General features: G+C 67.0%; 31 protein-coding genes and 1 tRNA gene. 6 read left to right on the forward strand and 26 right to left on the reverse strand.

Annotated elements, in window-relative coordinates; all coding sequences use genetic code 11:
* Positions 1-96: 96 nt before the first annotated feature.
* Both B6N23_RS01095 and B6N23_RS01100 read right to left on the reverse strand, forming a co-directional pair.
* Positions 97-462: a hypothetical protein gene (locus B6N23_RS01095; protein WP_169958397.1), complete on the reverse strand. Its 366-nt coding sequence runs from the start codon at positions 460-462 to the stop codon at positions 97-99.
* 1 nt (position 463) lies between these two features.
* Entirely contained in the window at positions 464-928 is a 465-nt protein-coding gene (locus B6N23_RS01100; protein ID WP_305501340.1) for a flavodoxin domain-containing protein, read from the reverse strand.
* A gap of 153 nt (positions 929-1,081) precedes the next feature.
* Between B6N23_RS01100 and B6N23_RS01105 the strand changes: the two genes are divergently transcribed.
* Positions 1,082-1,291 (forward strand): DUF2788 domain-containing protein, encoded by a 210-nt coding sequence (locus B6N23_RS01105; protein ID WP_110068641.1) that lies wholly within the window; start codon positions 1,082-1,084, stop codon positions 1,289-1,291.
* A gap of 57 nt (positions 1,292-1,348) precedes the next feature.
* Here the strand turns inward: B6N23_RS01105 and ihfA are convergent, their stop codons facing one another.
* The 10 genes from ihfA to cysQ form a co-directional block, all read right to left on the reverse strand.
* Positions 1,349-1,648 carry an integration host factor subunit alpha gene (gene ihfA, locus B6N23_RS01110; RefSeq protein WP_110068640.1) on the reverse strand — a complete coding sequence of 100 codons (300 nt, stop codon included), beginning with the start codon at positions 1,646-1,648 and terminating at the stop codon, positions 1,349-1,351.
* An 88-nt stretch (positions 1,649-1,736) separates the two neighbouring features.
* Positions 1,737-4,133 (reverse strand): phenylalanine--tRNA ligase subunit beta, encoded by a 2,397-nt coding sequence (pheT, locus tag B6N23_RS01115; RefSeq protein WP_305501341.1) that lies wholly within the window; start codon positions 4,131-4,133, stop codon positions 1,737-1,739.
* Between the two features lie 33 nt (positions 4,134-4,166).
* Complete coding sequence (gene pheS, locus B6N23_RS01120) at positions 4,167-5,186, reverse strand: phenylalanine--tRNA ligase subunit alpha (protein ID WP_169958399.1); 1,020 nt, start codon at positions 5,184-5,186, stop codon at positions 4,167-4,169.
* A gap of 119 nt (positions 5,187-5,305) precedes the next feature.
* Entirely contained in the window at positions 5,306-5,659 is a 354-nt protein-coding gene (rplT, locus tag B6N23_RS01125) for a 50S ribosomal protein L20 (protein ID WP_021817421.1), read from the reverse strand.
* A 35-nt stretch (positions 5,660-5,694) separates the two neighbouring features.
* Entirely contained in the window at positions 5,695-5,889 is a 195-nt protein-coding gene (rpmI, locus tag B6N23_RS01130; RefSeq protein WP_089725334.1) for a 50S ribosomal protein L35, read from the reverse strand.
* Between the two features lie 107 nt (positions 5,890-5,996).
* Complete coding sequence (infC, locus tag B6N23_RS01135) at positions 5,997-6,539, reverse strand: translation initiation factor IF-3 (RefSeq protein ID WP_258306193.1); 543 nt, start codon at positions 6,537-6,539, stop codon at positions 5,997-5,999.
* Positions 6,540-6,572: 33 nt separating this feature from the next.
* The gene (thrS, locus tag B6N23_RS01140; RefSeq protein WP_305501363.1) at positions 6,573-8,471 is read right to left on the reverse strand and encodes a threonine--tRNA ligase; all 1,899 of its coding nucleotides are present in this window, start codon (positions 8,469-8,471) and stop codon (positions 6,573-6,575) included.
* A 199-nt stretch (positions 8,472-8,670) separates the two neighbouring features.
* Positions 8,671-9,333: an OmpA family protein gene (locus B6N23_RS01145; RefSeq protein WP_302138436.1), complete on the reverse strand. Its 663-nt coding sequence runs from the start codon at positions 9,331-9,333 to the stop codon at positions 8,671-8,673.
* 267 nt (positions 9,334-9,600) lie between these two features.
* On the reverse strand, positions 9,601-10,068 hold the full coding sequence (locus B6N23_RS01150) for a DUF2489 domain-containing protein (protein WP_305501365.1): 468 nt from the start codon (positions 10,066-10,068) through the stop codon (positions 9,601-9,603).
* Between the two features lie 43 nt (positions 10,069-10,111).
* On the reverse strand, positions 10,112-10,942 hold the full coding sequence (cysQ, locus tag B6N23_RS01155; RefSeq protein ID WP_302138441.1) for a 3'(2'),5'-bisphosphate nucleotidase CysQ: 831 nt from the start codon (positions 10,940-10,942) through the stop codon (positions 10,112-10,114).
* Between the two features lie 213 nt (positions 10,943-11,155).
* Between cysQ and B6N23_RS01160 the strand changes: the two genes are divergently transcribed.
* Entirely contained in the window at positions 11,156-11,326 is a 171-nt protein-coding gene (locus B6N23_RS01160; RefSeq protein WP_305501367.1) for a hypothetical protein, read from the forward strand.
* Here B6N23_RS01160 and B6N23_RS01165 read toward each other — a convergent pair.
* A protein-coding gene (locus B6N23_RS01165) for an IS5 family transposase (RefSeq protein ID WP_305501369.1) occupies positions 11,323-12,077 on the reverse strand; the annotation gives its coding sequence in 2 pieces (ribosomal slippage) (positions 11,323-11,747 and positions 11,747-12,077; 756 coding nt in all). The genes B6N23_RS01160 and B6N23_RS01165 overlap by 4 nt on opposite strands.
* 76 nt (positions 12,078-12,153) lie before the next feature.
* Between B6N23_RS01165 and B6N23_RS01170 the strand changes: the two genes are divergently transcribed.
* Positions 12,154-13,452: an SLC13 family permease gene (locus B6N23_RS01170; protein ID WP_305501370.1), complete on the forward strand. Its 1,299-nt coding sequence runs from the start codon at positions 12,154-12,156 to the stop codon at positions 13,450-13,452.
* Between the two features lie 82 nt (positions 13,453-13,534).
* Here the strand turns inward: B6N23_RS01170 and cyoE are convergent, their stop codons facing one another.
* The 4 genes from cyoE to B6N23_RS01190 are packed head-to-tail and all read right to left on the reverse strand — an operon-like array spanning position 13,535 to position 16,840.
* Complete coding sequence (cyoE, locus tag B6N23_RS01175; protein WP_439649851.1) at positions 13,535-14,458, reverse strand: heme o synthase; 924 nt, start codon at positions 14,456-14,458, stop codon at positions 13,535-13,537.
* Between the two features lie 7 nt (positions 14,459-14,465).
* Complete coding sequence (locus B6N23_RS01180; protein ID WP_305501374.1) at positions 14,466-15,530, reverse strand: COX15/CtaA family protein; 1,065 nt, start codon at positions 15,528-15,530, stop codon at positions 14,466-14,468.
* 21 nt (positions 15,531-15,551) lie between these two features.
* A complete protein-coding gene (locus tag B6N23_RS01185; RefSeq protein ID WP_305501376.1) occupies positions 15,552-16,100 on the reverse strand; it encodes a redox-active disulfide-containing membrane protein in 549 nt (182 codons plus the stop codon).
* The gene (locus B6N23_RS01190; RefSeq protein ID WP_305501378.1) at positions 16,100-16,840 is read right to left on the reverse strand and encodes an SURF1 family protein; all 741 of its coding nucleotides are present in this window, start codon (positions 16,838-16,840) and stop codon (positions 16,100-16,102) included. The genes B6N23_RS01185 and B6N23_RS01190 overlap by 1 nt, the downstream gene beginning before the upstream one ends.
* Before the next feature lie 10 nt (positions 16,841-16,850).
* Between B6N23_RS01190 and B6N23_RS01195 the strand changes: the two genes are divergently transcribed.
* Positions 16,851-17,045, forward strand: a complete 195-nt coding sequence (locus B6N23_RS01195; protein WP_110068630.1) for a DUF2909 family protein — start codon at positions 16,851-16,853, stop codon at positions 17,043-17,045.
* A gap of 40 nt (positions 17,046-17,085) precedes the next feature.
* Here the strand turns inward: B6N23_RS01195 and B6N23_RS01200 are convergent, their stop codons facing one another.
* From B6N23_RS01200 to B6N23_RS01220, 5 genes are all read right to left on the reverse strand, one after another.
* Positions 17,086-17,943 carry a cytochrome c oxidase subunit 3 gene (locus tag B6N23_RS01200; RefSeq protein ID WP_305501382.1) on the reverse strand — a complete coding sequence of 286 codons (858 nt, stop codon included), beginning with the start codon at positions 17,941-17,943 and terminating at the stop codon, positions 17,086-17,088.
* The gene (locus B6N23_RS01205) at positions 17,940-18,539 is read right to left on the reverse strand and encodes a cytochrome c oxidase assembly protein (protein ID WP_305501385.1); all 600 of its coding nucleotides are present in this window, start codon (positions 18,537-18,539) and stop codon (positions 17,940-17,942) included. Before B6N23_RS01205 ends, B6N23_RS01200 begins: the two co-directional genes overlap by 4 nt.
* Positions 18,540-18,571: 32 nt before the next feature.
* Complete coding sequence (gene ctaD, locus B6N23_RS01210; protein ID WP_305501387.1) at positions 18,572-20,206, reverse strand: cytochrome c oxidase subunit I; 1,635 nt, start codon at positions 20,204-20,206, stop codon at positions 18,572-18,574.
* A gap of 33 nt (positions 20,207-20,239) precedes the next feature.
* Entirely contained in the window at positions 20,240-21,361 is a 1,122-nt protein-coding gene (gene coxB, locus B6N23_RS01215; RefSeq protein ID WP_305501389.1) for a cytochrome c oxidase subunit II, read from the reverse strand.
* A 133-nt stretch (positions 21,362-21,494) separates the two neighbouring features.
* Positions 21,495-21,668, reverse strand: coding sequence for a DUF2970 domain-containing protein (locus B6N23_RS01220; protein WP_169958412.1), 174 nt, complete (start codon positions 21,666-21,668; stop codon positions 21,495-21,497).
* A gap of 162 nt (positions 21,669-21,830) precedes the next feature.
* Between B6N23_RS01220 and B6N23_RS01225 the strand changes: the two genes are divergently transcribed.
* Complete coding sequence (locus B6N23_RS01225; RefSeq protein ID WP_169958413.1) at positions 21,831-22,184, forward strand: hypothetical protein; 354 nt, start codon at positions 21,831-21,833, stop codon at positions 22,182-22,184.
* 95 nt (positions 22,185-22,279) lie between these two features.
* Here the strand turns inward: B6N23_RS01225 and B6N23_RS01230 are convergent, their stop codons facing one another.
* The 4 genes from B6N23_RS01230 to B6N23_RS01245 form a co-directional block, all read right to left on the reverse strand.
* The gene (locus tag B6N23_RS01230; RefSeq protein ID WP_302138462.1) at positions 22,280-23,014 is read right to left on the reverse strand and encodes an LrgB family protein; all 735 of its coding nucleotides are present in this window, start codon (positions 23,012-23,014) and stop codon (positions 22,280-22,282) included.
* Complete coding sequence (locus B6N23_RS01235) at positions 23,011-23,367, reverse strand: CidA/LrgA family protein (RefSeq protein ID WP_169958415.1); 357 nt, start codon at positions 23,365-23,367, stop codon at positions 23,011-23,013. The genes B6N23_RS01230 and B6N23_RS01235 overlap by 4 nt, the downstream gene beginning before the upstream one ends.
* Before the next feature lie 81 nt (positions 23,368-23,448).
* Positions 23,449-24,258 carry a BCCT family transporter gene (locus tag B6N23_RS01240; RefSeq protein ID WP_369425127.1) on the reverse strand — a complete coding sequence of 270 codons (810 nt, stop codon included), beginning with the start codon at positions 24,256-24,258 and terminating at the stop codon, positions 23,449-23,451.
* On the reverse strand, positions 24,140-25,078 hold the full coding sequence (locus B6N23_RS01245; RefSeq protein ID WP_369424793.1) for a BCCT family transporter: 939 nt from the start codon (positions 25,076-25,078) through the stop codon (positions 24,140-24,142). Before B6N23_RS01245 ends, B6N23_RS01240 begins: the two co-directional genes overlap by 119 nt.
* Before the next feature lie 210 nt (positions 25,079-25,288).
* Between B6N23_RS01245 and B6N23_RS01250 the strand changes: the two genes are divergently transcribed.
* Positions 25,289-25,365, forward strand: a tRNA-Pro gene (locus B6N23_RS01250).
* The last annotated feature ends 43 nt before the right edge of the window (positions 25,366-25,408 follow it).

Below are 25,408 nucleotides of genomic sequence, written 5' to 3' on the forward strand. Positions count from 1 at the left end.
GCTCACCAACGCAAGGAGCAAGCCCAGGGGAGGTCCCTGACGCTTGCTCCTTGTCGCATATGCTTGAGGCTTGTTGGCTCTTTGCCTGTGGCAGGCCTAGCGAGGCGCCTTGATCCACAGCCCGAGGGCGTGCAGCAGCAGCCCCAGGGTGGCGCCGTGGGCAATCAGCAGCTCCCAGCCGATGAAGTCGGTGAACAGGGCGTGGTAGAGCCCCATCCCCGCCAGGCCTGCCACCATGCACACTCCCAGCCGCCCCATCAGGGGCGGCAGGCGCCGGCGTGCCTCGGCCTCGAGCATCCGCCAGTGGGCCACCGCCACGCCGGCCACCACCAGCAGGGCGATCAGGATCAGGTTGAAGCGGTTGTCGTGGCCGCCCACCAGGTAGCGAGGGATGGTCGAGAGCATCAGCAGCGCAAGGCCCAGCATCAGGCTGAGCCGTTCGGGGGTCGGCTGGGCGCCCATCTCAGGCCACCTTGAGCGCTTGGGACTCGATCCACTCCTCGGCCCAGGGCAAGGCGGCGTCATCGGCCATGAAGGTCTCCATGGCATCGACCTCCAGCCGCTCGCCGAGGCGCTGGGCGCCCTGCCCCTGCAGCAGCTCATCGAGCTGGCGCCCGGCACCGCAGAAGGTCTCGCCGTAGGAGCTGTCGCCCAGAGCGATCAGCCCGTAGCGCAGCGAGGAGAGCCCGGGGCTCTGCTCGGCGATGGCCCGGGCGAAGGGCACGAAGTTGCCCGGGTAGTCGCCGCTGCCGGTGGTGGAGACGCAGAACAGCGCCAGGTCGGTATCCGACCCGGTGAGGTCCTCGAGGACGGGATTCTCGAGGATGGCCACCTCGAAGCCGGCCTCCTCGAACAGCGGCTTGACCTGCTCGGCGACGTCCAGAGCGCCGCCATACATGGTACCGACGAAGATCTTGAGCATGGGCATGTCTTGGATTTACCTGAGAATTCCACTCGGATATTAACACGACTCATTGGCGCGGCCCATCCCCCGGCGAGGCGTTTCGCCGCACCCCGGGCCCTGCGCCGAGCGGGATGACCCAGTATAATGCTGGGTCTTTCACCCCTGCACGGAGGCGACATGCAGCAGACCTTCGAGACCTGGATCACCCCGATCATGATCGGTGGCCTGATCCTGTTCATGGGCTTCATCATCTGGGACCTGGCGAAGAAGTCCAACGCCGGACGCTTCGGCACCCTCATGCTCTTCGTCGTGCTGGGCGCCGGCATCCTAGGCTATGTGTTCAAGGTGGTGATCACCTGGGCACTGGAGAACGGCGGCGGCGTATAAGGAAAGCAGAACGCCACCCCGAAGGGTGGCGTTCAACGCAGGGCGGCACGGCGAAGATCAGGCGTCGCCGCGGTAGCCCTCCACCTGGCTCTTGAGCTTCTGGCCGGGGCGAAAAGTCACCACGCGCCGGGCGGAGATCGGGATCTCCTCACCTGTCTTGGGGTTGCGGCCCGGCCGTTCGCGCTTGTCACGCAGGTCGAAGTTACCGAAACCGGACAGCTTGACCTGTTCATTCTCGCGCAGGCAGGCCCGGATCTCCTCGAAGAAGGCTTCCACCATGGACTTGGCCTCGCGCTTGGAGAGGCCCAGCTCGGCATGCAGATGCTCGGCCAGCTCGGCCTTGGTCAGTGCACCCATTTTCACTCCCTCGTATGGGGTCCGCCTTACGGCCGGTACCGACTCCCCGCTCCGCCTCGCCGGCTCCTTCACCGCGCCTCCGCAACGCTTAACCGCGAAGCTCCGCGCCCAGGTGCTGACGTGACTCAGTGACGATGGCATCGACCAACTGATTGATTTCCTCGTCATTCAGCGTGCGCGAAGGATGCTGCCAGGTCAAGCCCAGCGCCACGCTCTTGCGCCCTTCCGCGACCCCCTTGCCCCGATAGACGTCGAACAGGCGACTCTCGGTGAGCCATTCGCCGGCCTGGCCATGGATGGTATCGAGCAGCGCCTGGACGGGCAGATCCTCGTCCACCAGGAAGGCCAGGTCACGGCGCACTTCCGGGAACCGTGACAGCGGCGTGAAGGCCGGCACCCGGCCATGGGTCAGGGCATCGAGGCGCACCTCGAACAGCACGGCGTCCACCTTCAGCCCCAGCTGGGCACGCACCGCGGGGTGCAGGGTGCCGATCCAGCCGGCCTCCTCGCCACGGTGGAGAATCCGGGCACACTGGCCCGGATGCAGGGCCGAATGCGTCGCAGGCTCGAAGCGCCAGGCCTCGGGCTCGCCGCCCATGGCCAGCAGGCTCTCCAGGTCGCCCTTGAGGTCGAAGAAATCGACACTCTCGCGGCCGGCGGCCCAGCCCTCGGGATCCCGGGAGCCACACACCAGCGCGCCCAACATCGGCAGCTGCTGCAGGTCGTCGAGCTCACCGCGGAAGATCAGGCCGGTCTCGAACAAGCGCACCCGGGTCTGCTGGCGATTGAGGTTGTGCTGAAGCGCACGAACCAGGCCCGGGAAGAGGCTCGCCCGCATCACCGACAGGTCGGCCGAGATGGGGTTGGCCAGCACCGGCGAGACGGCCTCGGGCAGCAGCGCCTTCTGCAGCTCAGGGGCGACGAAGCTGTAGGTCACCGCCTCCTGGTAGCCGCGGGCCACCATCTGGCGACGCAGGCGGGCGAGCGGTGTGCGCGACTCGTGGTCGGGACGCAGGGCCAGGCGTGCCGCCGGGCGGCGCACCGGCAGGCGGTTGTAGCCGTGGATGCGGGCCACTTCCTCGATCAGGTCCTCCTCGATGGCGATATCGAAGCGCCAGCTCGGCGCCGCGGCGCTCCAGCCAAGCGCATCGGCCTTCACCGCCATCCCAAGACGCTCCAGGATGTCGGTGACCTCATCGGCGGGCAGCGCCTTGCTGAGCGCCTGCTCGAGCCGCGCGGCACGCAGGCGTACCTGGCGCTCGCCGGGCAGGTGCTCACCGCTTGCCACCTCCACCAGCGGACCCGGCTCGCCGCCGGTGATCTCGAGCAGCAGCGCCGTGGCGCGCTCGGCGGCCTCGCGGGCCAGGAGCGGATCGACGCCGCGCTCGAAGCGGTGGGAGGCATCGGTATGCAGGCCGTAGTTGCGGGCCTGACCGGCCACCGCCAGGGGCGCGAAGAAGGCCGACTCCAGGAAGATGTCGCGGGTCTCGGCGTTCACGCCGGAGTGCTCGCCGCCCATGACGCCGGCGATGGCCAGGGGGCCACGCTCGTCGGCGATCACCAGGGTGGTATCGGCCAGGGTGACCTCCTGGCCGTCGAGCAGCACCAGGCGCTCGCCCTCCCGGGCCAGGCGCACGATCACGGCGCCGTGAAGGTTCGCACGATCGAAGGCATGCAGGGGCTGGCCGAGCTCCAGCATCACGTAGTTGGTGACATCCACCAGGGGGTCGATGGAGCGGATGCCGCTGCGACGCAGCCGCTCCACCATCCACAGCGGCGTCTCGGCGGTCACGTCGACCCCCTTGATCAGCCGGCCGATATAGCGCGGGCAGTGCTCGGGGTCCTCGACGCGCACCGCGAAGGTCTCGTCATGGGTCGCGGCGACCGGCGCGATGTCAGGCCCGGTCACCGGCAGGCGGTTGAGCACGCCCACCTCGCGGGCCATGCCCTTGACGCTCAGGCAGTCGCCGCGGTTGGGGGTCAGGTCCACCTCGATGGTGTGGTCGTCCAGGCCCAGCCAGGCGCGGAAGTCCTCGCCCACCGGCGCGCTCGCCGGCAGCTCCAGGATGCCCGGGGAGGTCTCCTCCTCCAGGCCGAGCTCGGAGGCGGAGCAGATCATGCCGCGGGACTCCTGGCCGCGCAGCTTGGCTTTCCTGATCTTGAAACCAGGAGTCTTGAAGTCGCCGGGCAGCACGGCGCCGACCCGGGCGAAGGGCACCCGCTGCCCCACCGCCACGTTGGGCGCCCCGCACACCACCTGGACCGGCTCGCCGGAGCCGTCGTCGACCCGGCAGACGCTCAGCTTGTCGGCATCGGGGTGCTGGATCTTCTCCAGCACCTCGGCCACCACCACGCCCTCGAAGATCGCCGCGACGGACTCCACCGCGTCCACCTCGAGCCCGGCCATGGTGATCTGGTCGGCCAGGGCCTGGGTCGCAAGCTGCGGCGACACCCATTCGCGCAGCCACTGTTCGGAAAATTTCATGACAAATCCTGTGTTCTGCTGGTGCGAGGGAGGTCAGGCAAACTGGCGCAGGAAGCGCAGGTCGTTGTCGAAGAACATGCGCAGGTCGTTCACCCCGTAGCGCAGCATGGCCAGGCGCTCGGCCCCCATGCCGAAGGCGAAGCCGGTGTAGCGCTCGGCGTCGATGCCGGAGTGGCGGAACACCTCGGGGTGCACCATGCCGCAGCCCATCACCTCGAGCCAGCCGCTGTGGGAGCAGACCCGGCAGCCATCGCCCGAGCACATCACGCACTGGATATCGACCTCGGCGGAGGGCTCGGTGAAGGGGAAATAGGAGGGACGGAAACGCACCGAGAGGTCGTCACGCTCGAAGAAGGCGTGCAGGAAGTCCTCGATGGTGCCCTTGAGGTCGGCGAAGCTGACATCCTCGTCCACCAGCAGCCCTTCCACCTGGTGGAACATGGGGGTGTGGGTCAGGTCGGAGTCGCTGCGGTAGACCCGCCCCGGGCAGACGATGCGAATGGGCAGCTTGCCCTCCTTCATGGTGCGCACCTGGACCGGCGAGGTATGGGTACGCAGCAGCCGGGTGGCATCGAAGTAGAAGGTATCGGCCATGCCCCGCGCCGGATGGTGGGCCGGGATGTTGAGCGCCTCGAAGTTGTGGTAGTCATCCTCGATCTCGGGACCCACCGCCACGTCGTAGCCGATGCGAGTGAAGAGCCCCTCGATGCGCTCCAGGGTGCGCGTCACCGGATGCAGGCCGCCGCTGGGCTGGCCGCGCCCGGGCAGGGTCACGTCGATGCGCTCGGCGGAGAGGCGTGCCTCCAGGGCCGCCTTCTCCAGGGCCGCACGGCGCCCCTCCAGCTCCTCGGCGAGCGCCTGCTTGGCCTGGTTGATGCGTTCACCGGCTGCCGGGCGCTCGGCGCCCGGCAGCTGGCCGAGCCCCTTGAGCAGCGCGGTGATCTCGCCCTTCTTGCCGAGGTAGCGCACGCGCAGCTCCTCCAGGGCCGGAATGGTCTCGGCGGCCTGGATCGCCTGGCGGGCCTCGGTGACCAGAGTGGGAAGGTGGTCCATCCGTTGCGCTCCGAATTCGAGTATCAGTCTTCAAGAAAAAGGGGAAGAGCGGCTGCTCTTCCCCCTGAACGTCAGCGTGCGCCCTGCCGTGGCAGGACACACGCGGATGACGCGGTCACTTACTGGGCAGCCTTGGCCTTCTCGACGATGGCAGCGAAGGCTGCCTTCTCGTGCACGGCCAGGTCCGCCAGGACCTTGCGGTCGATCTCGATACCGGCCTTCTTCAGGCCACCGACGAAGCGGCTGTAGGACAGGCCGTGCTGACGGGCACCGGCGTTGATACGCTGGATCCACAGGGCGCGGAACTGGCGCTTGCGCTGGCGGCGGTCGCGGTAGGCGTACTGGCCGGCCTTGATGACGGCCTGCTTGGCAACGCGGAACACTCGGCTACGGGCACCGTAGTAACCCTTGGCCTGCTTGAGAATCTTCTTGTGACGACGACGGGCGACAACGCCACGCTTGACACGAGTCATAGCTTACTCCTGACGAAAATAGGGTCTACCAAGGGTTACAGGTTGGGCAGCATCCGCTGGATCAGCGCCTTGTCGGCGTCGTGGATCTGCTTCATGCCGCGCAGCTGACGCTTACGCTTGGTGGACTTCTTGGTCAGGATGTGGCTACGAAACGACTGCTTGTGCTTGAAGCCGTTGGCCGTCTTCTTGAAGCGCTTGGCGGCGCCACTGTTGCTCTTGATCTTCGGCATGGAAGAACACTCCATTACGAGGTTTTTTTCAGAAAACCCGGGGCCGACGATGGGCTACCCCACCGCCCGTTGGACGGGCCGCCGGATCACTTCTTCTCTACTGCTGCTTACTGCTTCTTCTTGGGGGCAATGATCATGATCATCTGCCGCCCTTCCATCTTGGGGAAGGACTCCACGGTCCCGATCTCCTCGAGATCGGCGGCGATCCGTTCCATCAGCTTGCGGCCGAGGTCCTGGTGCGCCATCTCACGACCGCGGAAACGCAGCGTGACCTTGCCCTTGTCGCCACCTTCGAGGAAACGGATCAGGTTCTTAAGCTTGACCTGATAGTCGCCCTCGTCGGTGCCAGGCCGGAACTTGACTTCCTTGACCTGAATCTGCTTCGTCTTCTTCTTCTGAGCGGACTTCTGCTTTTTCTGCTCGAAGACGAACTTGCCGTAATCCATGATCTTGCAGACGATCGGATCGGCATTGGATATCTGTACGAGGTCGAGTCCCGAGGCTTCGGCGCGCTCCAGTGCTTCACTGGTGGGCACGACGCCCAGCTGCTCGCCGTCGGCATCGATCAGGCGAACCTGATCCTCGGTAATACGCTCGTTCATCGGGGGGCGCTTATCCTGGACGCGCCCTCTTGGGTTGCTTCGCTTGATCGCTCAGTCTCCTTAAGACGATTGACGATGTCGTCAGCCGAGTTCGGCGTTCAGACGCTCGATGAGGTCATCGACCCGCATGGTGCCTAGATCCTCGCCGGTGCGTGTGCGCACGGCCACCGAGTCGGCCTCGACTTCCTTATCCCCCACCACGAGGAGATAGGGAACTTTCTGCAACGTATGCTCGCGGATTTTAAAGCCGATCTTCTCGTTCCTCAAGTCCGCCTTGACGCGCAGGCCGATTTTCTGCAAACGCTTCTCGAGATCCAGCACGTAATCGCGCTGGGCATCGGTGATATTGAGGATCACCGCCTGCTGCGGCGCCAGCCACAGCGGCATGGCCCCGGCGTAGTGCTCGATGAGGATCCCAAGGAAGCGCTCGAAGGAGCCCAGGATCGCGCGGTGCAGCATCACCGGGGTCTTGCGGGCGCCGTCCTCGTCGACGAACTGGGCGCCGAGGCGACCCGGCAGGTTGAAATCGAGCTGCAGGGTGCCGCACTGCCAGACCCGATTGAGGCAGTCGCGCAGGGAGAACTCGATCTTGGGGCCGTAGAAGGCCCCCTCGCCCGGCTGCAGTTCCCACTGGAGTCCGGTGGAGTTGAGCGCCGCCTCGAGGCCCGCCTCGGCACGATCCCACATCTCCGGCTCACCGAGGAAGTCATCGGGACGGGTGGAGAGCTTGAGCTCCACGTCATCGAAGCCCAGCTCCTTGTAGACCTTCAGGGTCAGGGCGATGAAGTCCTCGGCCTCGGCCTGGATCTGCTTCTCGGTGCAGAAAATGTGGGCGTCGTCCTGGGTGAAGGCGCGCACGCGCATCAGGCCGTGCAGCGAACCGGAGGGCTCGTTGCGGTGGCAGCTGCCGAACTCGGCCAGGCGCAGCGGCAGGTCCCGGTAGCTCTTGAGGCCCTGGTTGAACACCTGCACGTGGCAGGGGCAGTTCATCGGCTTCACCGCGTAGTCGCGCTTCTCGGACTCGGTGGTGAACATCAGCTCGCTGTAGTGCCCCCAGTGGCCGGACTTCTTCCACAGCGAGAGATCCACCACCTGGGGCGTCTTGATCTCCTGGTAGCCGTTCTCGATCTGCACCCGGCGCATGTACTGCTCGAGCGCCTGGTACATGGTCCAGCCGTTGGGGTGCCAGAACACCATGCCCGGGGCCTCCTCCTGGAGGTGGAAGAGGTCCATCTTCCGGGCCAGCTTGCGATGGTCGCGCTTCTCGGCCTCCTCGAGGCGCTTGAGGTAGGCCTTGAGCTGCTTCTTGTCGGGCCAGGCGGTGCCGTAGATGCGAGTCAGCATCGGCTTGGTGGCATCGCCGCGCCAGTAGGCACCGGCCAGCTTGGTGAGCTTGAAGGCCTGCAGGTGCCGGGTGTTAGGCACATGGGGCCCCCGACACATGTCGGTGTACTCTTCGTGGTGATAGAGGCGGATGGTCTCGCCTTCCGGGATCTCGCGCACGATCTCCTGCTTGTAGGGCTCGTCGCGGTGCAGGAAGGCGAGCATGGCCTTATCACGATCGACGTATTCGCGGACCACGTCGTAGTCCTTGTCGATCAGCTGCTTCATGCGCTTCTCGATCGCCTCGAGGTCCTCGGGAGTCGCCGGGCGACCGAAGTCGATATCGTAGTAGAAGCCGTCGTCGATCACCGGACCGATCGCCATCTTCGCCTCAGGGAAGAGCTGCTTGACGGCGTGGCCGATCAGGTGGGCACAGGAGTGGCGGATCACCTCCAGCCCCTCGGCATCGCGAGCGGTGAGGATGGCCACTTCGGCGTCGTGCTCGATCAGGTCGGCGGTATCCACCGGCACACCGTCGATCTTGCCGGCCACGCAGGCCTTGGCAAGCCCGGGGCCGATCGCCTCGGCCAGCTGCATCACGGTGATCGGGGTATCGAAGGTTCTCTGACTGCCGTCGGGCAGGGTAACGATGGGCATGAAGGGGGTCCTTGTGCGCAGTGGTGGCCCATACGAGAGACCACGTGTCGCGGTAAACAGGGATGGAAAAGCGGCGACTACCTTACCAGAGTCGGTCACCGGGGCGCCACCGACCGCGACCGCCAGCCGGAACGAAGCAGGGGCGCCCGAAGGCGCCCCTGCCGGTCGGGCGATGACTCGCCCGGTTCACGACGGTCGATTACTGACGGTCGATCTCGACGCGACGGTTCAGGGCACGGCCCTCGTCGGTGTCGTTGCTCGCAACCGGACGCTCCAGACCGTAGCCCACGGCGATCATGCGGTCACCGGCGACGCCCTGGCTTTCCAGGTAGGTGCGCACGGAATTGGCACGACGCTCGGAGAGGCCCTGGTTGTACTGGGCGGAGCCGACGGAGTCGGTGTGACCCTCGATGCGAATGCGCACGTCGGTATGCTCGCGCAGACGACGGGCGACTTCGTCCAGGGTCGACTCGGCAGCGGGGGTCAGCGCATCGGAATCGAACGCGAAGTTGACCTCGCTGGAGAGGGTCACCGGCTCGAAGTCCGGCACGGGCTCGGGCTCAGGCTCGGGCTCAGGCATCGGCTCGGGCTCGGCCACCGGGGCCGGGGTGCGGTCGGCACACAGCAGGGCGCCGATGGCGGCACCGGCTACGGCACCGGTGGCGGCACCCTCTTCTTCATCGGAGCTGCCGCTGGTGGCGTAGCCGATGCTGCCGCCGATCAGGCTGCCAGCGATGCCGCAGGTCACCGGCTGCTGGTACCAGGGACGATCGGACGAGGGGGTGGTGTTGGGGGTGGCGCAGCCGGCAAGGCCAACCACCAGAGCGGAACCGAGCAGCAAGCCAGTCGTGGACTTCTTCATGTGAAACTCCTTCTCTTTTTCTTTCTTGGTTCCAGGTCAGGCAACAGGTTCACCGCCTTCCCAGATGATCCCGACGATTGGGCGCCGCGGAGTCGGCTCCGCCGCGACCAGACCTCGCCTGCCGCAGACCGCTTCACGATCCGGGCAGGTTCGGCACGGGCCAAGCTTGCAGCAGCTCGCCCCATCTTTCAATCGCCTTCTTATGAACTTAGCAGATCGTTACAATATACGCACAGTGTTCGATAACAGGCGTGAGGCATTCAGGCGTCAGTGCAGGCTGCCCGGCCAGTTGCGCCGGAACTCCAGTACCGCACCGGCCGCACCGAGCACCGCCTCGCGCAGCTCCTCCTCCACGGTCAGCCGCTCGCGATCCTCCTTGAAGCGCTCCTTGGGCGTCAGCGCCTTGCGCGCCGCATGGGTGTGCAGGTGGCGAGTGCGCTCATGGACCTCACCGAAGGGGCGGAAGGCCTCGCGCTCCAGCAGCCGCGGATCAAGAATCTCCAGCAGCACCTTGCAGCGCCAGCCCCCCTCGGTGATATCCACCTGCTCCTGGAGCAGGGCCGAGGCCACGAGTTCGAGGTTCTCCAGGCAGTTGTCGTGGGCGCGGCGCTCCTCCTCCTCACGGAAGGCCTGCCGGCGGCGAACCTCCTGGCGAAGCGTATAGGCGTAGGCGGCCAGGCCGGCGATGATCGCCAGACCGAGGCCAGCGAGGACAAGCGCAGTGGTTGTCGACATCAGGGCTCTCGAGGTTGTGGGTCGAATCGGGGGTGGCCCCATTCTACCGGTGCCGCCCGCTCTCCCCAACCGCCTGCCGCCGCAGGACCGCCAGGCGCTCCCGCCAGGCCGGCGTCGCACAGGCGATGAAGTGGCCGTTGACCAGGCTCTCCCCCTGCTGGCAGCGCAGTGCCGCCAGGCTGTCCGCCGCGAGGACCACGCCGCCGGCGGCCTCCAGCACCGCCTGACCGGCGGCGGTGTCCCACTCGCAGGTCGGCGAGAAGCGCGGATAGAGATCGGCCCGCCCCTCGGCGATGCGACAGAACTTCACCGAGCTGCCGCAGCGCTCCAGCCGGGCGCCGGGGATCGCCGAGATCCATGCCCGGGTAGCGGGGTCGAGGTGCGCCCGGCTGGCCAGCACCCGGGGAGGCCAGCGCGGGGCCACGCCGATGGGCTCGCGACGGCCGGCCTGCCAGCGCCAGGCCCCCTGCCCCAAGACGCCGGCCCAGCTGGTGCCCGAGGCCGGCACATGCACCACCCCAAGCACCGGCCGCCCCGCCTCGACCAGCGCCACATTGACGGTGAAGTCATCGAAGCCGTCGACGAACTCGCGCGTGCCGTCCAGCGGGTCGATCAGCCAGAAACGCTGCCACTCCCGGCGCGCCTCCCAGGGCACCTCGCGCCCCTCCTCGGAGAGGATCGGCAGCGTCGAACCGGCCGCAAGGCCCGCCACCAGGATCTCATGGGCAGCCAGGTCCGCGGCCGTCACCGGCGAGGCGTCCTCCTTGGCATCGACCCGGAAGCCCGCCTCGCGCACCGCCAGGATGGCACGTCCGGCCTCCTCGCAGAGGCACACCAGGGTCTCGAGGTCCGGCTGGGTATCGCTTGGCTCCATGACAAGGCTCCTGGAGGTCCGGTGTGTCGGGTGGGGACGGCGGGAACAGGGTTGCCTCTGGCCTTACCCGAGTCAAGGTTGCCGGCATCCGCCTACCGCGGGCGCCACACCTTAGACCAAAGGCGAATAAGACTATCCTGACGCACGACTACAACTTAAGTAGAATGCCGCGCTTTCACGCACCCCGGTGCCAATCCGCTGATGGAGACACGCATGCAGTCGAGCCCCGATGTTCCCGAGAAGACACAGGGCCCTTCCGGTCCCGGCCGCTTCGGCCTGTGGCTGGGCCCCGCCCTGTTGCTCGCCACCCTGATTCTGCCGCCCCCCACCGGCATGAGCGAGGCCGCCTGGGCCTGCGTGGGGCTAGGGAGCGTTAACAATTAGGCCAGCCATATGACGGCGGATACAAGGTTGAGTAGCGACTGGTAGTTTCTCGCCAGTCGCTCATAGCGTGTTGCCAGCCGCCTGAACTGCTTGATTTTCTGGAAGAACCTTTCTACCAGGTTGCGATCCTTGTAACAGTGCCAATCTATCTCGGGGCATTCCAAGCGATTCTTTCTCGGCGGAATCACCGGCTCGGCGCCCACCGCTCGAATGATGTCCCTCAAAGCGGTGGAATCATACCCCTTGTCGCCAAGCACCGCCGCTGGAGAAAAGCCCGCCAGTAACGCTGGGGCGGCTCCGTACTCAGACGCTTGGCCCGGTGTGAGGATTAGCCGTACCGGGTTGCCGAGGGCATCGACCGCCGCGTGGATCTTGGTGCTCAATCCCCCACGCGATTTCCCCATGGCTTCGGTGCTCTGAGCCGTTTTTTTTTTGCCGCCCCATGCTGATGAACTTTGACGATACTGCCATCTATCATCAGCTGCTCCATGTCGGGATCATCGGCTAATGTGTCGATAACCTGCTGCCAGACCCCCTTCTTAGACCACCGGTTATAGCGCATGTAGACAGTGTGCCAGCGACCGAAGGCGTCGGGCAGATCACGCCAGGGAGCGCCTGTCCGGGCGATCCACAGGACGGCTTCCACGAACAAGCGATTGTCCTTGGCCGTCACCCCGCGATCTGAAGCTTTGCCGGGGAGCATGTGCTCGATGCGCTCCCATTGGTCATCACGTAGCATTAGCCGAGGCATAGATCACCGAAAAATGGTGATATTCTAAATCAGCCCGATCTCCATCAGCAATTGTTAACGCACCCTAGCGCTGCTGATGGCCACCTGGTGGTCCACCGAGGCCGTCCCCATCCCGGTCACCTCGCTGCTGCCCATGCTGCTGGTGCCTGCCCTGGGCCTCGGCACCCTGGGCGAGGCCACCGGCAGCTACGCCAACCCGATCATCTATCTCTTCCTGGGCGGCTTCCTGCTCGGCATCTCGATGCAGCGCTGGAACCTCCATCGCCGCCTGGCGCTGCATGTGCTCAAGCTGGTGGGCCACCAGCCCCGTCGCCAGATCGCCGGCTTCATGATCGCCACCGGCTTCCTGAGCATGTGGGTCTCCAATACCGCCACCGCCATCATGATGCTCCCGATCGGCATGTCGGTGATCAGCCTGCTCGGTGACAACAGCGACCCCGACGAGGTCAAGCGCTACGCCACCGCCCTGCTGCTGGCCATCGCCTACTCGGCCAGCATCGGCGGGGTGGCGACCCTGATCGGCACCCCGCCCAATGCCCTGCTGGCCGGCTACCTGGCTGAGGATCGCGGCATCGACATCGGCTTCGCCCAGTGGATGATCATCGGCCTGCCCATCAGCATCACCATGATGGGCGCGGCCTGGTGGTGGCTGACCCGCGGTGGCTTCCGCCTCGAGGCCGGCGAGGACAGCGCGGGGGTGGTCAGCCAGGAACTTGCCAGGCTCGGCCCCATGAGCGCCGCCGAGCTGCGCGTGGCGATCATCTTCTCGCTGGCGGCGCTGGCCTGGGTGGTGCGCCCCCTGCTCAATGACCTGGGCCTGCCATGGCTCTCCGACACTAGCATCGCCATCGCCGCCGGCGTGGTGCTGTTCCTGGTGCCCAGCGGTCGCGGCGACGGCGAGCGGCTGATGGTCTGGGAGGAGGCCCAGAAGCTTCCCTGGGGCATCCTGCTGCTGTTCGGCGGCGGTCTGGCCCTGGCCGGCACCATCACCCGTACCGGGCTCGCCGAGTGGATCGCCGGCCAGCTGGCCATCTTCGGCACCTTCCCGCTGCTGGCGATGATCGCCGTGGTGGTGCTGGTAATCATCTTCCTCACCGAGGTGACCTCCAACACCGCCACCGCCGCGGCCTTCCTGCCGCTGCTGGGCGCCCTGGCTCTGTCGCTGGACATCTCCCCGCTGCTGGTCACGGTGCCGGCCGCCATCGCCGCCAGTTGCGCCTTCATGATGCCGGTGGCCACGCCGCCCAATGCCATCGTGTTCGCCACCGGCCACATGAAGATCCAGTCGATGATCCGCGCCGGCTTCGCCCTCAACCTGATCAGCACCGTGCTGGTCACCCTGATGGCCTACTTCCTGCTGATCACCCTCTGGTAGGCCACCGCGCTTGACGGCGCCTCGGCTCCCCCGACACGACTCCGCCCGGCCTTGGCCGGGCGGAGTCGTCTGCGCCATCGACTCATCCCCAGAGGGACCAGGCCATGGCGTAGTGGTCGAGCAGCAGCACGCCGAAGACGCCGAGGATATAGCGGATCGAGAACCAGAAGGCGGCCAGGGGGGCCCTGGGATCCTGTCCCCGCCACACCTTCCAGTTCCAGTACATGAAGCGCGCATTGAGCGCCACCATGCCCACCAGGTAGACGGCCCCGCTCATGCCGATGGCGAAGGGCATGAGGGTCACCGCCACGGTGAGCCACCCATACAGCCACACCTGCAGCCGGGTGAAGGCCTCGCCGTGGGTCACCGGCAGCATCGGCACCCCGGCGCGTGCGTACTCCTCACGCTTGTGCAGCGCCAGCGCCCAGAAGTGCGGCGGGGTCCAGGCGAAGATGATCAGCACCAGCAGCAGCGGCTCAGGACCGACCTGCCCGGTCACCGCCGTCCACCCCAGCAGCGGCGGCGCCGCCCCGGCCACCCCGCCGATCACGATGTTCTGCGGCGTGGCGTGCTTGAGAAAGGCGGTATAGACCAGCGCATAGCCGATCAGCGAGCCCAGGGTCAGCCAGGCGGTGAGCGCATTGACCTGCCAGGCAAGCAGGCCCACGCCCGCCACCGAGAGCAGCGTGGCCCAGGCCAGCGCCACCGCGCTGGGCATGCGCCGAGCCGCCAGCGGGCGGCGGGAGGTGCGCAGCATCATCGCATCCAGCCGCCGGTCGACCACGTGGTTGAAGGCCGCGGCGCCGCCGGCGGCCAGCCCGATGCCGGCCAGCCCGAAGACCACCACGGCCAGCGACGGCAGTACCGGGCGCGCGAGCGCCATGCCCACCAGGGCGCACACCATCATCACCACCACCACCCGCGGCTTGCACAGGGTCAGCAGGTCTCTCCAGCCCCAACGGGCCGACTCCAGCGGCACGGACGCTGCCGTGCGAACTTGCGTCATCATGGCCTCAGACATGGACCCACTCCTTCTTGGTCGATTGTTGTAATGCCGACACGCCTTCGGCCTCGCGCCAGGCCCACACCGCCATGGCCATGGCGATCACCAGCGCCACCGCCCCGGCGGTGTGCAGCAGCGCCAGCCACAGCGGCAGCCACAGCAGCACATTGGCGATGCCTAGCCCCAGCTGTACCACATAGAGGCCAGCCAGCGCCCCCAGCCAGGGCCTCAGACGCGCCTCATGCCAGTGGCGCATGGCCAGCAGCAACAGCGACAGCCCCAGCACCAGGGCCCCCAGCCGATGCCCCATCTGGATGGCCGTGCGCGCATCGGCATGCAGCTGGCCATGCAGGTAGTTGGGCCCCACGCTCTGGGTCAGGTGAAAGCCCTCGCTCCAGTCCATGGCCGGCCACCACTGGCCGTTGCAGGTCGGAAAGCCTTGGCAGGCGATGCCCGCATAGTTGCTGGAGACCCAGCCTCCCAGGGCGATCTGCGCCACCAGCAGCAGCATGGCGAGCCCCCACAGCGGCGTCAGCGGACGGCGCGGCGGCGCCACGCCACCCGGCGTCAGTCGGCCGCCGGCGAAGCGACGCAGCCGCAGGTGCAGCCACAGGAACAGCAGCATCACCGACAGCCCGCCGAGCAGGTGGAGAGTCACCACCTGGGGCCACAGCTTGAGAGTCACGGTGAAGGCCCCGAAGGCCCCCTGCACCAGGATCACCGCCAGCAGCGCGAGGCTCACCCCCCAGGGGTAGTCGGGCCGACGACGCAGCGGCGCGCCCAGCACCACCAGGGCAATCACCAGCAGCCCCAGCGCCGAGGCCACGTAGCGATGCACCATCTCGACCCAGGCCTGGAAGGTCTCGAGCGGCGCCTCGGGCGTGTGGGCCAGGGCCCGGGTCTCATCCGGCACCACCAGCCGCCCGTAGCAACCGGGCCAGTCCGGGCAACCCAGGCCGGCGTCCACCAGCCGCGTGAACACCCCCACCAGGATCACCGCCACGGTGAAGACCACCCCCACCAGGCTGAGCGCCATGAGCCGCCGCAGGCGGCGCCGAGATGCCTCATTGGTCATTGTCGTCATCCCTGTCGCCTCCTAGCGTCCCGCCAGCCTGGGCTCATCCCGACGCAACACCTCGGGGTTCATGCGCAGCAGGCGATTGAGATCGTCGAGCACGTCCCGGGCCGACACCTCGGGCCCATAGGCAAGCACCGGTACGCCTCGCGGGTCCAGCACCCAGAGGTGGTCGGGGGCATGCCACGCCGGGTGCTCGGTCCAGTGGGCCACCGCCTCACCGGGCAGTGCACTGGCCTCACCGCCGACCCGCAGCCGGCTGACCCGCGGCGCCTCGCGCCCCAGGGCCCGGTGCAGGCGCCACCACTGGTCGGCCAGCGCCGCACACTGGTCGCCGCAGTCGAAGGCCAGTACCCAGTCACCGCCAAGCCCGGCGGCGTGCTCCCCCTCCAGGGGCCAGGCCGCCAGCGCCGGGAGATCCGGCGCCAGATCCCCGTGGGCGGTACGCTGCTCGGGAATGCCGACCCGCCAGGTCACCATGGCCCAGGCCACCAGCAACGGCAGTGCGAAGAGCGACAGCAGCGCCAGCACCTTGAGGCGGGACGCACGGGCTCGAGAGGTCTGTCTCATCACAAGCTCTCCTGCTTGTTGTCTGTACGACAGGGATCATCATTGGCCGCCCGGCGGTCACGCCCCAGGCGGCGGCCACCGATCACCATCACCACCAGGGCGGCCAGCGCCAGCCCCCACCACTGCACGGCGTAGCCCAGGTGGCGACTGGGCGGCATCACGCTGGGCGTCCACCAGGGTTCGAGCCGCCCCGGGCCCTGCTCGAGGTGCAGCCAGCCGTCATGGGCAAAGGGCAGCTCCCAGGCATCGAGCTGGATGCGCTGCAGGCGCTGCCCCTCGCGGTTGGGGCCGAACAGCGGCGCCCCCTCGCCCGCCACCTGCCAGCGCCCCTCCAGGGTCACCGGGCCTTGCGGCGTCTCCACCTCCGGGGTCTCGCGGCCGGCACCACTGGCCAGGAAGCCCCGCTGCACCAGCCACAGGCGGCCGTCGGCGGTGCGCAGCGGGGTCAGCGGCGCCACGCCGTGACGCCCATTGAGCACCCGGTTGTCGAGGAACAGCGTCTGTTCGGCCAGGTACTCACCGCTCAGGGTCAGGTGGCTGCCGTCCGGCGGCCGCTGGTGCGGCGCCTCCAGGTGCGGCGCCGCCGCCAGGCCCGCCAGATAGTCACGCTTCTCGCCTGCCCGCTCCCACTGCCAGAGCCCGAGCCCCAGGCCGAGCAGCACCAGCGGCGACCACAGCAGCCACCACAGGCGTTGCCGCCATGGCCCGCGACGGGCATGCTGAGAGGGAGAATCGTTCAAGGAGTGTTCCATGCTACTCAAGGTCCTGATCGCGCTGGTGTTCCTGGCCATGCTGGCGAGCCTTGCCGCCGGTGCGGGCTTCCTGCTCCGCGACGAGGCCGCCTCGCGCCGGCTGCTGGTGTCACTCAAGCTCCGCGTCGCCCTGGCCGCCACCCTGCTGGGCCTGCTCTTTTACGGCTTCTACGCCGGCGGTCTCGCCGGCTGAACTCGGCCCGGAATGCTGGCGAACCCGGCCAGCCCCAGGCTCAGAAGACATAGACGAACAGGAACAGGCCGATCCACACCACGTCCACGAAGTGCCAGTACCAGCAGGCCGCCTCGAAGCCGAAGTGGTTGTCGCTCGAGAAGTGGCCGCGCAGCACGCGCACCAGCATCACCGCCAGGATGGTGGCGCCGATGATCACGTGGGCTCCGTGGAAGCCGGTAAGCAGGAAGAAGGTCGCCCCGTAGATGCCCGCCTCCAGGGTGATGCCGTAGTGAACATAGGCCTCGTAGTACTCGATGCCCTGGATGGTGATGAAACTGATGGCCAGCAGCAGAGTGGCGAACAGCCATTTGCGGGTGGTATCGCGATGCCCCTCCTTGAGCCCCTCGTGGGCCACCGTCAGGGTGATGCTCGACGCCACCAGGATCAGAGTGTTCACCAGCGGCAGCTGCCAGGGGCTGAAGGTATCGCGGGGGCCTGCCACATCACCGGGCGGCTCGAGCAGCGGCCAGCTGGCGGTGAACTCCGGCCACAGCAGCGCCGCCACCCCCTTGGCCCCCTCGCCGTCGAGCCATGGCAAGGCGAAGGTGCGGATATAGAAGAGCGCTCCGAAGAAGGCGGCGAAGAACATCACCTCGGAGAAGATGAACCAGCCCATGCCCTGGCGGAAGGAGCGGTCCATCTGGGCGTCGTAGAGCCCCTGGCGGGACTCCTTCACCACGTCGCGGAACCACAGTCCCATCACCGCCAGCACTGCCAGCAGGCCCAACACCATCAATGAAGTGCCACGGTCATGCACCAGTACCATGCCGGTGCCGACCATCATCAGGCCCAGGGCCAGCGAACCGAGAATCGGCCACTTGCTGGTTGCCGGAACGTAGTAGCTGCCACCGCTCATGCCTCATCTCCTTTGCCGGCAGTCGCCCGGGCCTGAAGCGGCGCCTCGTCGCGGGTGACCGGATACAGGGTGTAGACCAGGGTTACCGTATTGACCTCGGGCGGCAGGTCCCGGGCCAGCTGGAACACCAGCGGCAACTCCAGGCGCTCGCCCGCCTCCAGGTGCTGCTCCTCGAAACAGAAGCAGCTCACCTTGCGCAGGTGGCGCGTGGCATTCGAGGGCGAGACGCTGGGCACCGCCCGCCCCCAGGTGCCCTCACCGCTGGCATTGTGGAAGGCGAACTCCACCTCGGTGGTCTGCCCCGGGTGGACGCGCATCTGGCGGGTCTCCACCTCGAGGTTCCAGGGCAGCCCCGACCCGTTGCGGGTGATGAACTGCACGGTGACGTAGCGCGAATTGTCCACCCCCTCGTGCACGATGGCCTGGGCGGTGGTGTCCACCTTGCCATTGATGCCGGTGACGCGGCAGAAGACGTCATAGAGCGGCACCAGGGCGAAGGCAAAGGCGAACATGCCCACCAGGGCGGCCACCGAGCGCACCACGGTGCGGCGCACGCCGGGGTTGGGGGCGGTGGAGTGGCGTTGGGGCTCTGTCATGGGTCACCTCCTTGGGCGCGGGCCAGGCTCGCTCAGTGTTCCTGGCGCTGGAAGGTCGGCGGCGTCTCGAAGGTGTGCAGCGGGGCCGGACTCGGCACGCTCCACTCGAGATCCTCGGCGCCCTCCCAGGCCTTGGCCGGCGCCTTCTCGCCGCCGCGCACGCAGAGGATCACCACCGCCACGAACACCAGCTGCGAGGTGCCGAACATGAAGGCCCCCAGGCTCGACACCAGGTTGAAGTCGGCGAACTGCAGGGCGTAGTCGGGAATGCGCCGCGGCATGCCGGCCAGGCCCGCGAAGTGCATGGGGAAGAAGGTCAGGTTGACGCCGATCACCGAGAGCCAGAAGTGCCACTGGGCCAGCTTCACGTTGGGGTAGTGGCCGGTCCACTTGGGCAGCCAGTAGTAGACCCCCGCCATGATCGCGAACACCGCTCCGGGCACCAGCACGTAGTGGAAGTGGGCCACCACGAAATAGGTGTCGTGGTACTGGAAGTCCGCGGGGGCGATGGCCAGCATCAGGCCGGAGAAGCCGCCGATGGTGAAGAGCACCACGAAGGCCAGGGCGAAGAGCATCGGCGGCTCGAAGGTGATGGAGCCGCGGAACAGGGTGGTGATCCAGTTGAACACCTTCACCCCGGTGGGCACCGCGATGATCATGGTGGTGTACATGAAGAACAGCTCGGCGGCCAGCGGCAGCCCCACCACGAACATGTGGTGCGCCCACACCAGGAAGGAGAGGATGGCGATGGCCGCGGTGGCATAGACCATGGAGGCGTAGCCGAACAGCCGCTTGCGGGCGAAGGTCGGGATGATCGCCGAGACGATGCCGAAGGCCGGCAGGATCATGATGTAGACCTCGGGATGCCCGAAGAACCAGAACAGGTGCTGGAACAGCACCGGGTCGCCGCCGCCGGCGGCATTGAAGAAGTGGGTGCCGAAGTTGATGTCCATCAGCATCATGGTGATCACCCCTGCCAGCACCGGCATCACCGCGATCAGCAGGAAGGCGGTGATCAGCCAGGTCCAGACGAACAGCGGCATATCCATCAGCCGCATGCCCGGGGCGCGCATGTTGATGATGGTGGCGATGATGTTGATGGCACCGAGGATCGAGCTGATGCCGGCGATGTGCAGCGAGAGGATGAAGAAGGTGGTGGACGGCGGCGCATAGGTGGTGGAGAGCGGCGCGTAGAAGGTCCAGCCGAAGTTGGGCCCGCCCCCCGGCATCAGCAGGGTGGAGAGCAGCAGCAGGAAGGCCACCGGCAGCAGCCAGAAGCTGAAGTTGTTGAGCCGTGGCAGGGCCATGTCCGGCGCACCGATCTGCAGCGGGATCATCCAGTTGGCAAGCCCCGTGAAGGCCGGCATGACCGCCGCGAAGACCATGATCAGGCCATGCATGGTGGTCATCTGGTTGAAGAATTCCGGATTGACCAACTGCAGGCCCGGCTGGAAGAGCTCGGCCCGCACCACCAGCGCGAAGATCCCGCCGATGAAGAACATGATCAGCGAGAAGATCAGGTAGAGACTGCCGATCTCCTTGTGGTTGGTGGTCAGCAGCCAGCGCAGGATGCCACGCGGTGGCTCAGGATGGGCGGCTGCCTGGCCGCCGGCGGTGGCCGAGGTGCTCTGCTCGACGGGGTGATGCGGAGGCAGCTTGGGCGCCATCGTGAATCTCCCTGATCTGTCATTGTGCTGTTGTTATTGGTTCGCCAGCTTCTCGACCACGTCAGCCGGTTGGACAGCGTCACCGGTGTCGTTGCCCCAGGCGTTGCGCGTCCAGGTGGTCACGGCGGCAATCTCGACCGGGTTCAAGGTGCTGCGGAAGGCCGGCATCGCCGTGCCGGACACGCCGTTGACGATGGTGTCCAGGTGCCAGGCGAGGTCGTCAAGCAGCCGCTGGTTGCCGGCGAGCGCCGGGAAGGCCGGCGCCGCCCCCTGCCCCTCGGGCTGGTGGCAGGAGGCACAGATGCTGGCGTAAACCGCCTCGCCGCGCTCCATCAGCTCCTCCAGTTCCCACTCGCGGTCGACGCCCATCGCCTCCTGCTCCGCCTCCTCGCGACGCTCGGCGAGCCAGGTATCGAACTCCTCCTCCTCCATGGCATGCACCACGATTGGCATGAAGCCGTGGTCCATGCCGCAGAGCTCGGCGCACTGGCCGCGATAGATGCCGGGCTCGTTGATGCGCACCCAGTTCTCGTTGACGAAACCGGGAATGGTGTCCTGCTTGACGGCGAAGTCCGGCACCCACCAGGAGTGGATGACATCGTCGGAGGTCATCAGGAAGCGCACCTTGCGGTTGATGGGCAGCACCAGGGGGTTGTCGACCTCGAGCAGGTAGTGCTCGCCACGCGGCTCATCCCCGCGGATCTGGGCGCGCGGGGTGCTCATGCTGGAGTTGAAGGCGACATCCTCGCCCAGGTACTCGTAGCGCCAGCGCCACTGCTGGCCAATGATCATCACATCGAGCTCGGCGTCGGAGGTGTCGTACATCTTCTTGAGGGTCGCGGTGGCCGGCACCGCCATGCCCACCAGGATCAGCAGGGGAACGGCGGTCCACAGCACCTCCACGGTGGTGTTCTCGTGGAAGTTGGCCGCCTTGGCGCCGCGGGAGCGACGGAACTTGAACAGGGAGTAGAACATCACCCCGAACACGATCACGCCGATGATCACGCAGATCCAGAAGATGGTCATGTGCAGGGAGTGGATCTCGCGACTGAGGTCGGTGACCCCCACCGGCATGTTCCAACCGCTGGCGACTGCCGCGGGGACGAACGCAAGCCCCGTCAGACAGCCCGCCATCCACACGAACAACGTGCGCATCGGCGCCTCCTCGTTATTGTTGTCTTAGCGGTTAACGCAACATTAGCTGTGTCTGCGATGCAGTATAGAAGACCCTGCTGTGACAACTCGCCGCAGTCGGCGGGCGTACCAACGCCGGATTCAACGGGGCCCCTCAGCGGGCGACCACGATGGCCACCGCCGCCACCCCCACCACGAACAGCAGCCCCATCACCACGCCCACCACGATGAAGGCCAGCGGCCTGCCCTGCTCGAAATCCTCGCGGCGGCGCTGCTCCTTCTGCACGCCGAGGAATGCCGCCAGTACCGACTTGATCACGCGCCACATCGCCAGCTCCTTGTCTGTTCGCCGAGTAGCAGGGGGCGGCGTGACAGGCATCAAGAAAGGCTCATTCCCTGCGTCACATCACCGACCACCTCTCCTATACTCTAGATGCTTTCTCCCCATACCCCGCAGCGCGCCCCGAGGGGGCCCGTTCAGGAGGCGATCATGAAGACCAACCCCTTCGGCATGGACCTCGGCATGATGAATGCCAATCCCATGCTGGCCTGGTGGCAGCAGCAGTGGATGAAGGGCGTCAATCCGATGGCGCGCATGCAGGCGGCCTGGATAGAGAGCCTGGCCGAGGCCATGGAGTTCGAAGCGCAGTTTCTGAAAGCGATCGCCGAGAGCGGCGAGCAGATGAACGAGTGCTTCAAGACCGAGACCCCCTGCACCCCCGAACAGGTCCAGGCCTGCTACCAGAAACTCGTGCAGCAGATGACCGACGCCCAGCAGAAGCGCATGGAGCATGCCGCCCGGCTGAGTCATGACTTCCGCAAGCGGCTCTGGGAAGAGATCTGACGGGCCAGTGCCCACTCCTCCCGTACACCCACCACGCGAAGCGGCGCCATCTGGCGCCGCTTCGTGTTTCCGCTTTCCCGCCCGCCGCTCGGGGCCTATCCCCCCAGGCCGAACAGCCGTGTCAGCAGCGGCAGCAGGAAGGCGGTGAGCAGGCCGGTGAGCCCCATGGCCAGCCCCGAGAAGGCCCCGGCGACCGCCCCGATACGGGCGAAGGCCTGGGCGGTGCCGAAGCCATGGGCGGCCAGGCCCAGGGTAAAGCCCTGCACCGCCGGATCCTTCACCCCCAGCAGCCGGAACACCCAGGGCGAGAGCGCACAGCCGATGGAACCGGTCAGCAGCACCAGTCCCGCGGCCAGCGACGGGATACCACCGATCTGCTCAGCGATGCCCATGGCGATGGGCGAGGTCACCGAGCGTGGCGCCAGCGACAGCACGGTCTCCGGCCGCGCCCCCAGCGCCATCGCCAGCCCCAGGGTGGAGGCGACCGCGGCGACGATCCCGGTCATGCAGGCCACCAGGAGCGGACCCAGCAGCCGGCGCACCCGCTCACGATGGTCATAGAGGGGAATCGCCAGGGCCACGGTGGCCGGCCCCAGCAGGAAGTGGATGAACTGGGCGCCCTCGAAGTAGGTGGCGTAGTCCATGTCCACCAGCAGCAGCAGGCCGATCAGCATGGCGATGGAGAGGGTCACTGGATGCAGCAGCGGCGTGCCCCCCAGGGCCCTGTTGAGGCGCACCGCCAGGGCGAACACCAGCAGGGTCGCCAGCAGCGAGAGCAGCGGACTGCCGGAAAGGTAGACCCACAGCTGGTCGAGGTCGGCGACATTCATGAGCGATTCCCCCGCCGCCGGTTCATGCGATCCAGCAGCCAGGCCGTCACCCCCAGCGTCACCGCCGTGGAGAACACCAGGGTGACCAGGATCGGCCACAGGTCCTGGCCGATCAGCCGGAAGTGGACCATCAGCCCCACCCCCGCCGGCACGAAGAGCAGCGTCAGGTAGCGCAGCAGCCCCTCGCCGGTCATGCGCAGGCTGTCCGGCACCTTGCCGCGCACCATCAGCCCCGCCAGCAGGATCACCATGCCAAACACCGGGCCCGGCACCGGCAGCATCAGGCCGCGAGCCAGCAGCTCCCCGAGGAACTGGCAGATCAGCAGCACGCTCATCCCCATGATCAATGGCATCGCGCCCCTCCTCCTCTCCCAGGGGGTAGCCTCTGCCGCCCCCGATCGCTCTCATCCCCTGCGCCACCCGTTGAGGGGTGTTCAGTGTGGCTTGTGGGCCTCGTCATCGGAGACCGGCACCGGCTGGACACCGGCATCGTCCAGGTCGGCCCAGGGCTCGCGGGGCGCCTCGGCCCGCTCGCCGGTACGCGCCGCATAGCGCTCGCGGTGCAGCGCCTTGAGCAGCCCGGCGATCATCAGCATGATCACCACCGAGAAGGGCAGCGCCGCCATGATCACCGCCGCCTGGAGCGTCTCCAGCCCGCCGGCCAGCAGCAGCACCGCGGTCAGCAGGCCGAGCACCGCTCCCCACAGGATGCGGTGGAAGGTCGGCGGCTCCGGGTCGCCCCCGGAGAGGATGGTGTTGATCACCAGGGTGCCCGCGTTGGCGGAGGTGATCAGGTAGGTGGCGATCAGCACCACCAGCGCCAGGGAGACGGCCTGCCCCGCCACCCCGAGCCCCATCGCCTCGATGGTGGCGAACAGCGCCGTGGCCACGTCCCGATCCACCGCGGCCACGATGCCGCCGGCACCGAACAGCTCATGGTAGAGAGCGGTGCCGCCGAACAGCCCGATCCACACCACGGTGATCACGGTGGGCACCAGCAGCACCCCCATCACGAACTCGCGGAAGGTACGACCGCGGGAGACCCGGGCGATGAACATCCCCACGAAGGGCGACCAGGCCAGCCACCACCCCCAGAAGAAGACCGTCCACTCCGCCTGCCAGCCGTCATCCCGGGTGGCGTTGGTGTGGAAGGTCATGCCCATCAGGTTCTGGATGTAGTCGCCGGCGGACTCGATGGTGATGGCGATCAGGTACTGGGTCGGCCCGAACAGCAGCAGGAACACCACCACCGCGATGCTCAGCCAGAAGTTCGCCTCCGAGAGCAGGCGCACCCCCCCGCTTGACCCCGGAGACCACCGAGAAGGTGGCCACCGACATGATCACCGCCGTCACGGCCAGCTGCAGCCACACCGAACTCTCCAGGCCGAACAGCGCCCCCAGGCCCGCGTTCATCTGCTGCACGCCCAGCCCCAGGGTGGTGGCGATGCCGAACACGGTGCCGAACACCGCCAGCACGTCCACCGCATCGCCCAGCCCCCCTTCCACTCGCTTGCCGAACAGGGGCTGGAGGCAGGAGCGGATCGTCAACGGCAGGTTCCAGCGATAGCTGAAGTAAGCCAGCACCAGCGCCACGAAGGAGAAGATCGCCCAGCCGTTGAGGCCCCAGTGAAAATAGGTCAGCCGCATGGCCACCCGGGCGGCGTCCGGGGTCATCCCCTCGGCGATGAAGGGATTCTCCTGGAACTGCAGGATCGGCTGGGCCACCGCCCAGAACAGAATGCCCACCCCGGTGCCCGCGGCAAACAGCATCGACACCCAGGAGAAGAAGGTGAACTCCGGCTGCTCGAAGTCGCCGCCCAGACGCACGTTCTTGTAGCGCCCCGTGCCCAGCCACACCATGAACAGCAGCAGGAAGGCCACCAGCAGCACGTAGTACCACTCGAGGAACGGATCCAGCAGCCCGCGCGCGGCGGCAAGCCCGCCGGCCAGGCGCTCGGTGAAGAAGGCGCCGTAGACCAGTGCCACCGCCACCACCAGGATCGTGACCAGGGTGACGCGTGGATTCATTCCCTTCAGCAGCCCGCGCTGCGCCTGTCCGTACATGTCCACTCCGAGCCGATTGCATGGTGTGGGCGAGCCTCGCCGCCCTTTCGCCTCCCCATGATAGAGGATCCCCTGGCCCCACCCCAGCGGCCCCACGCCAAGCGATTGAAAAGAAAGTGCAAAAGGGGCTTTCCATTTGCCGGCGAACGCGCTAGTATACGCCTCGTTCTCGGGGGACAGGCCAGACGGCCAAGAAGCCGAAAACAGAGTCGGAGCGTGGCGCAGCTTGGTAGCGCGTTGCAATGGGGTTGCAAAGGTCGCAGGTTCGAATCCTGTCGCTCCGACCAAAGAACACTGTAAAAACGGTCACTTAGCTCACCGAGCGGGTGG

It is taken from the genome of Halomonas alkalicola, from assembly GCF_030704205.1.
Taxonomy (GTDB): domain Bacteria; phylum Pseudomonadota; class Gammaproteobacteria; order Pseudomonadales; family Halomonadaceae; genus Halomonas; species Halomonas alkalicola.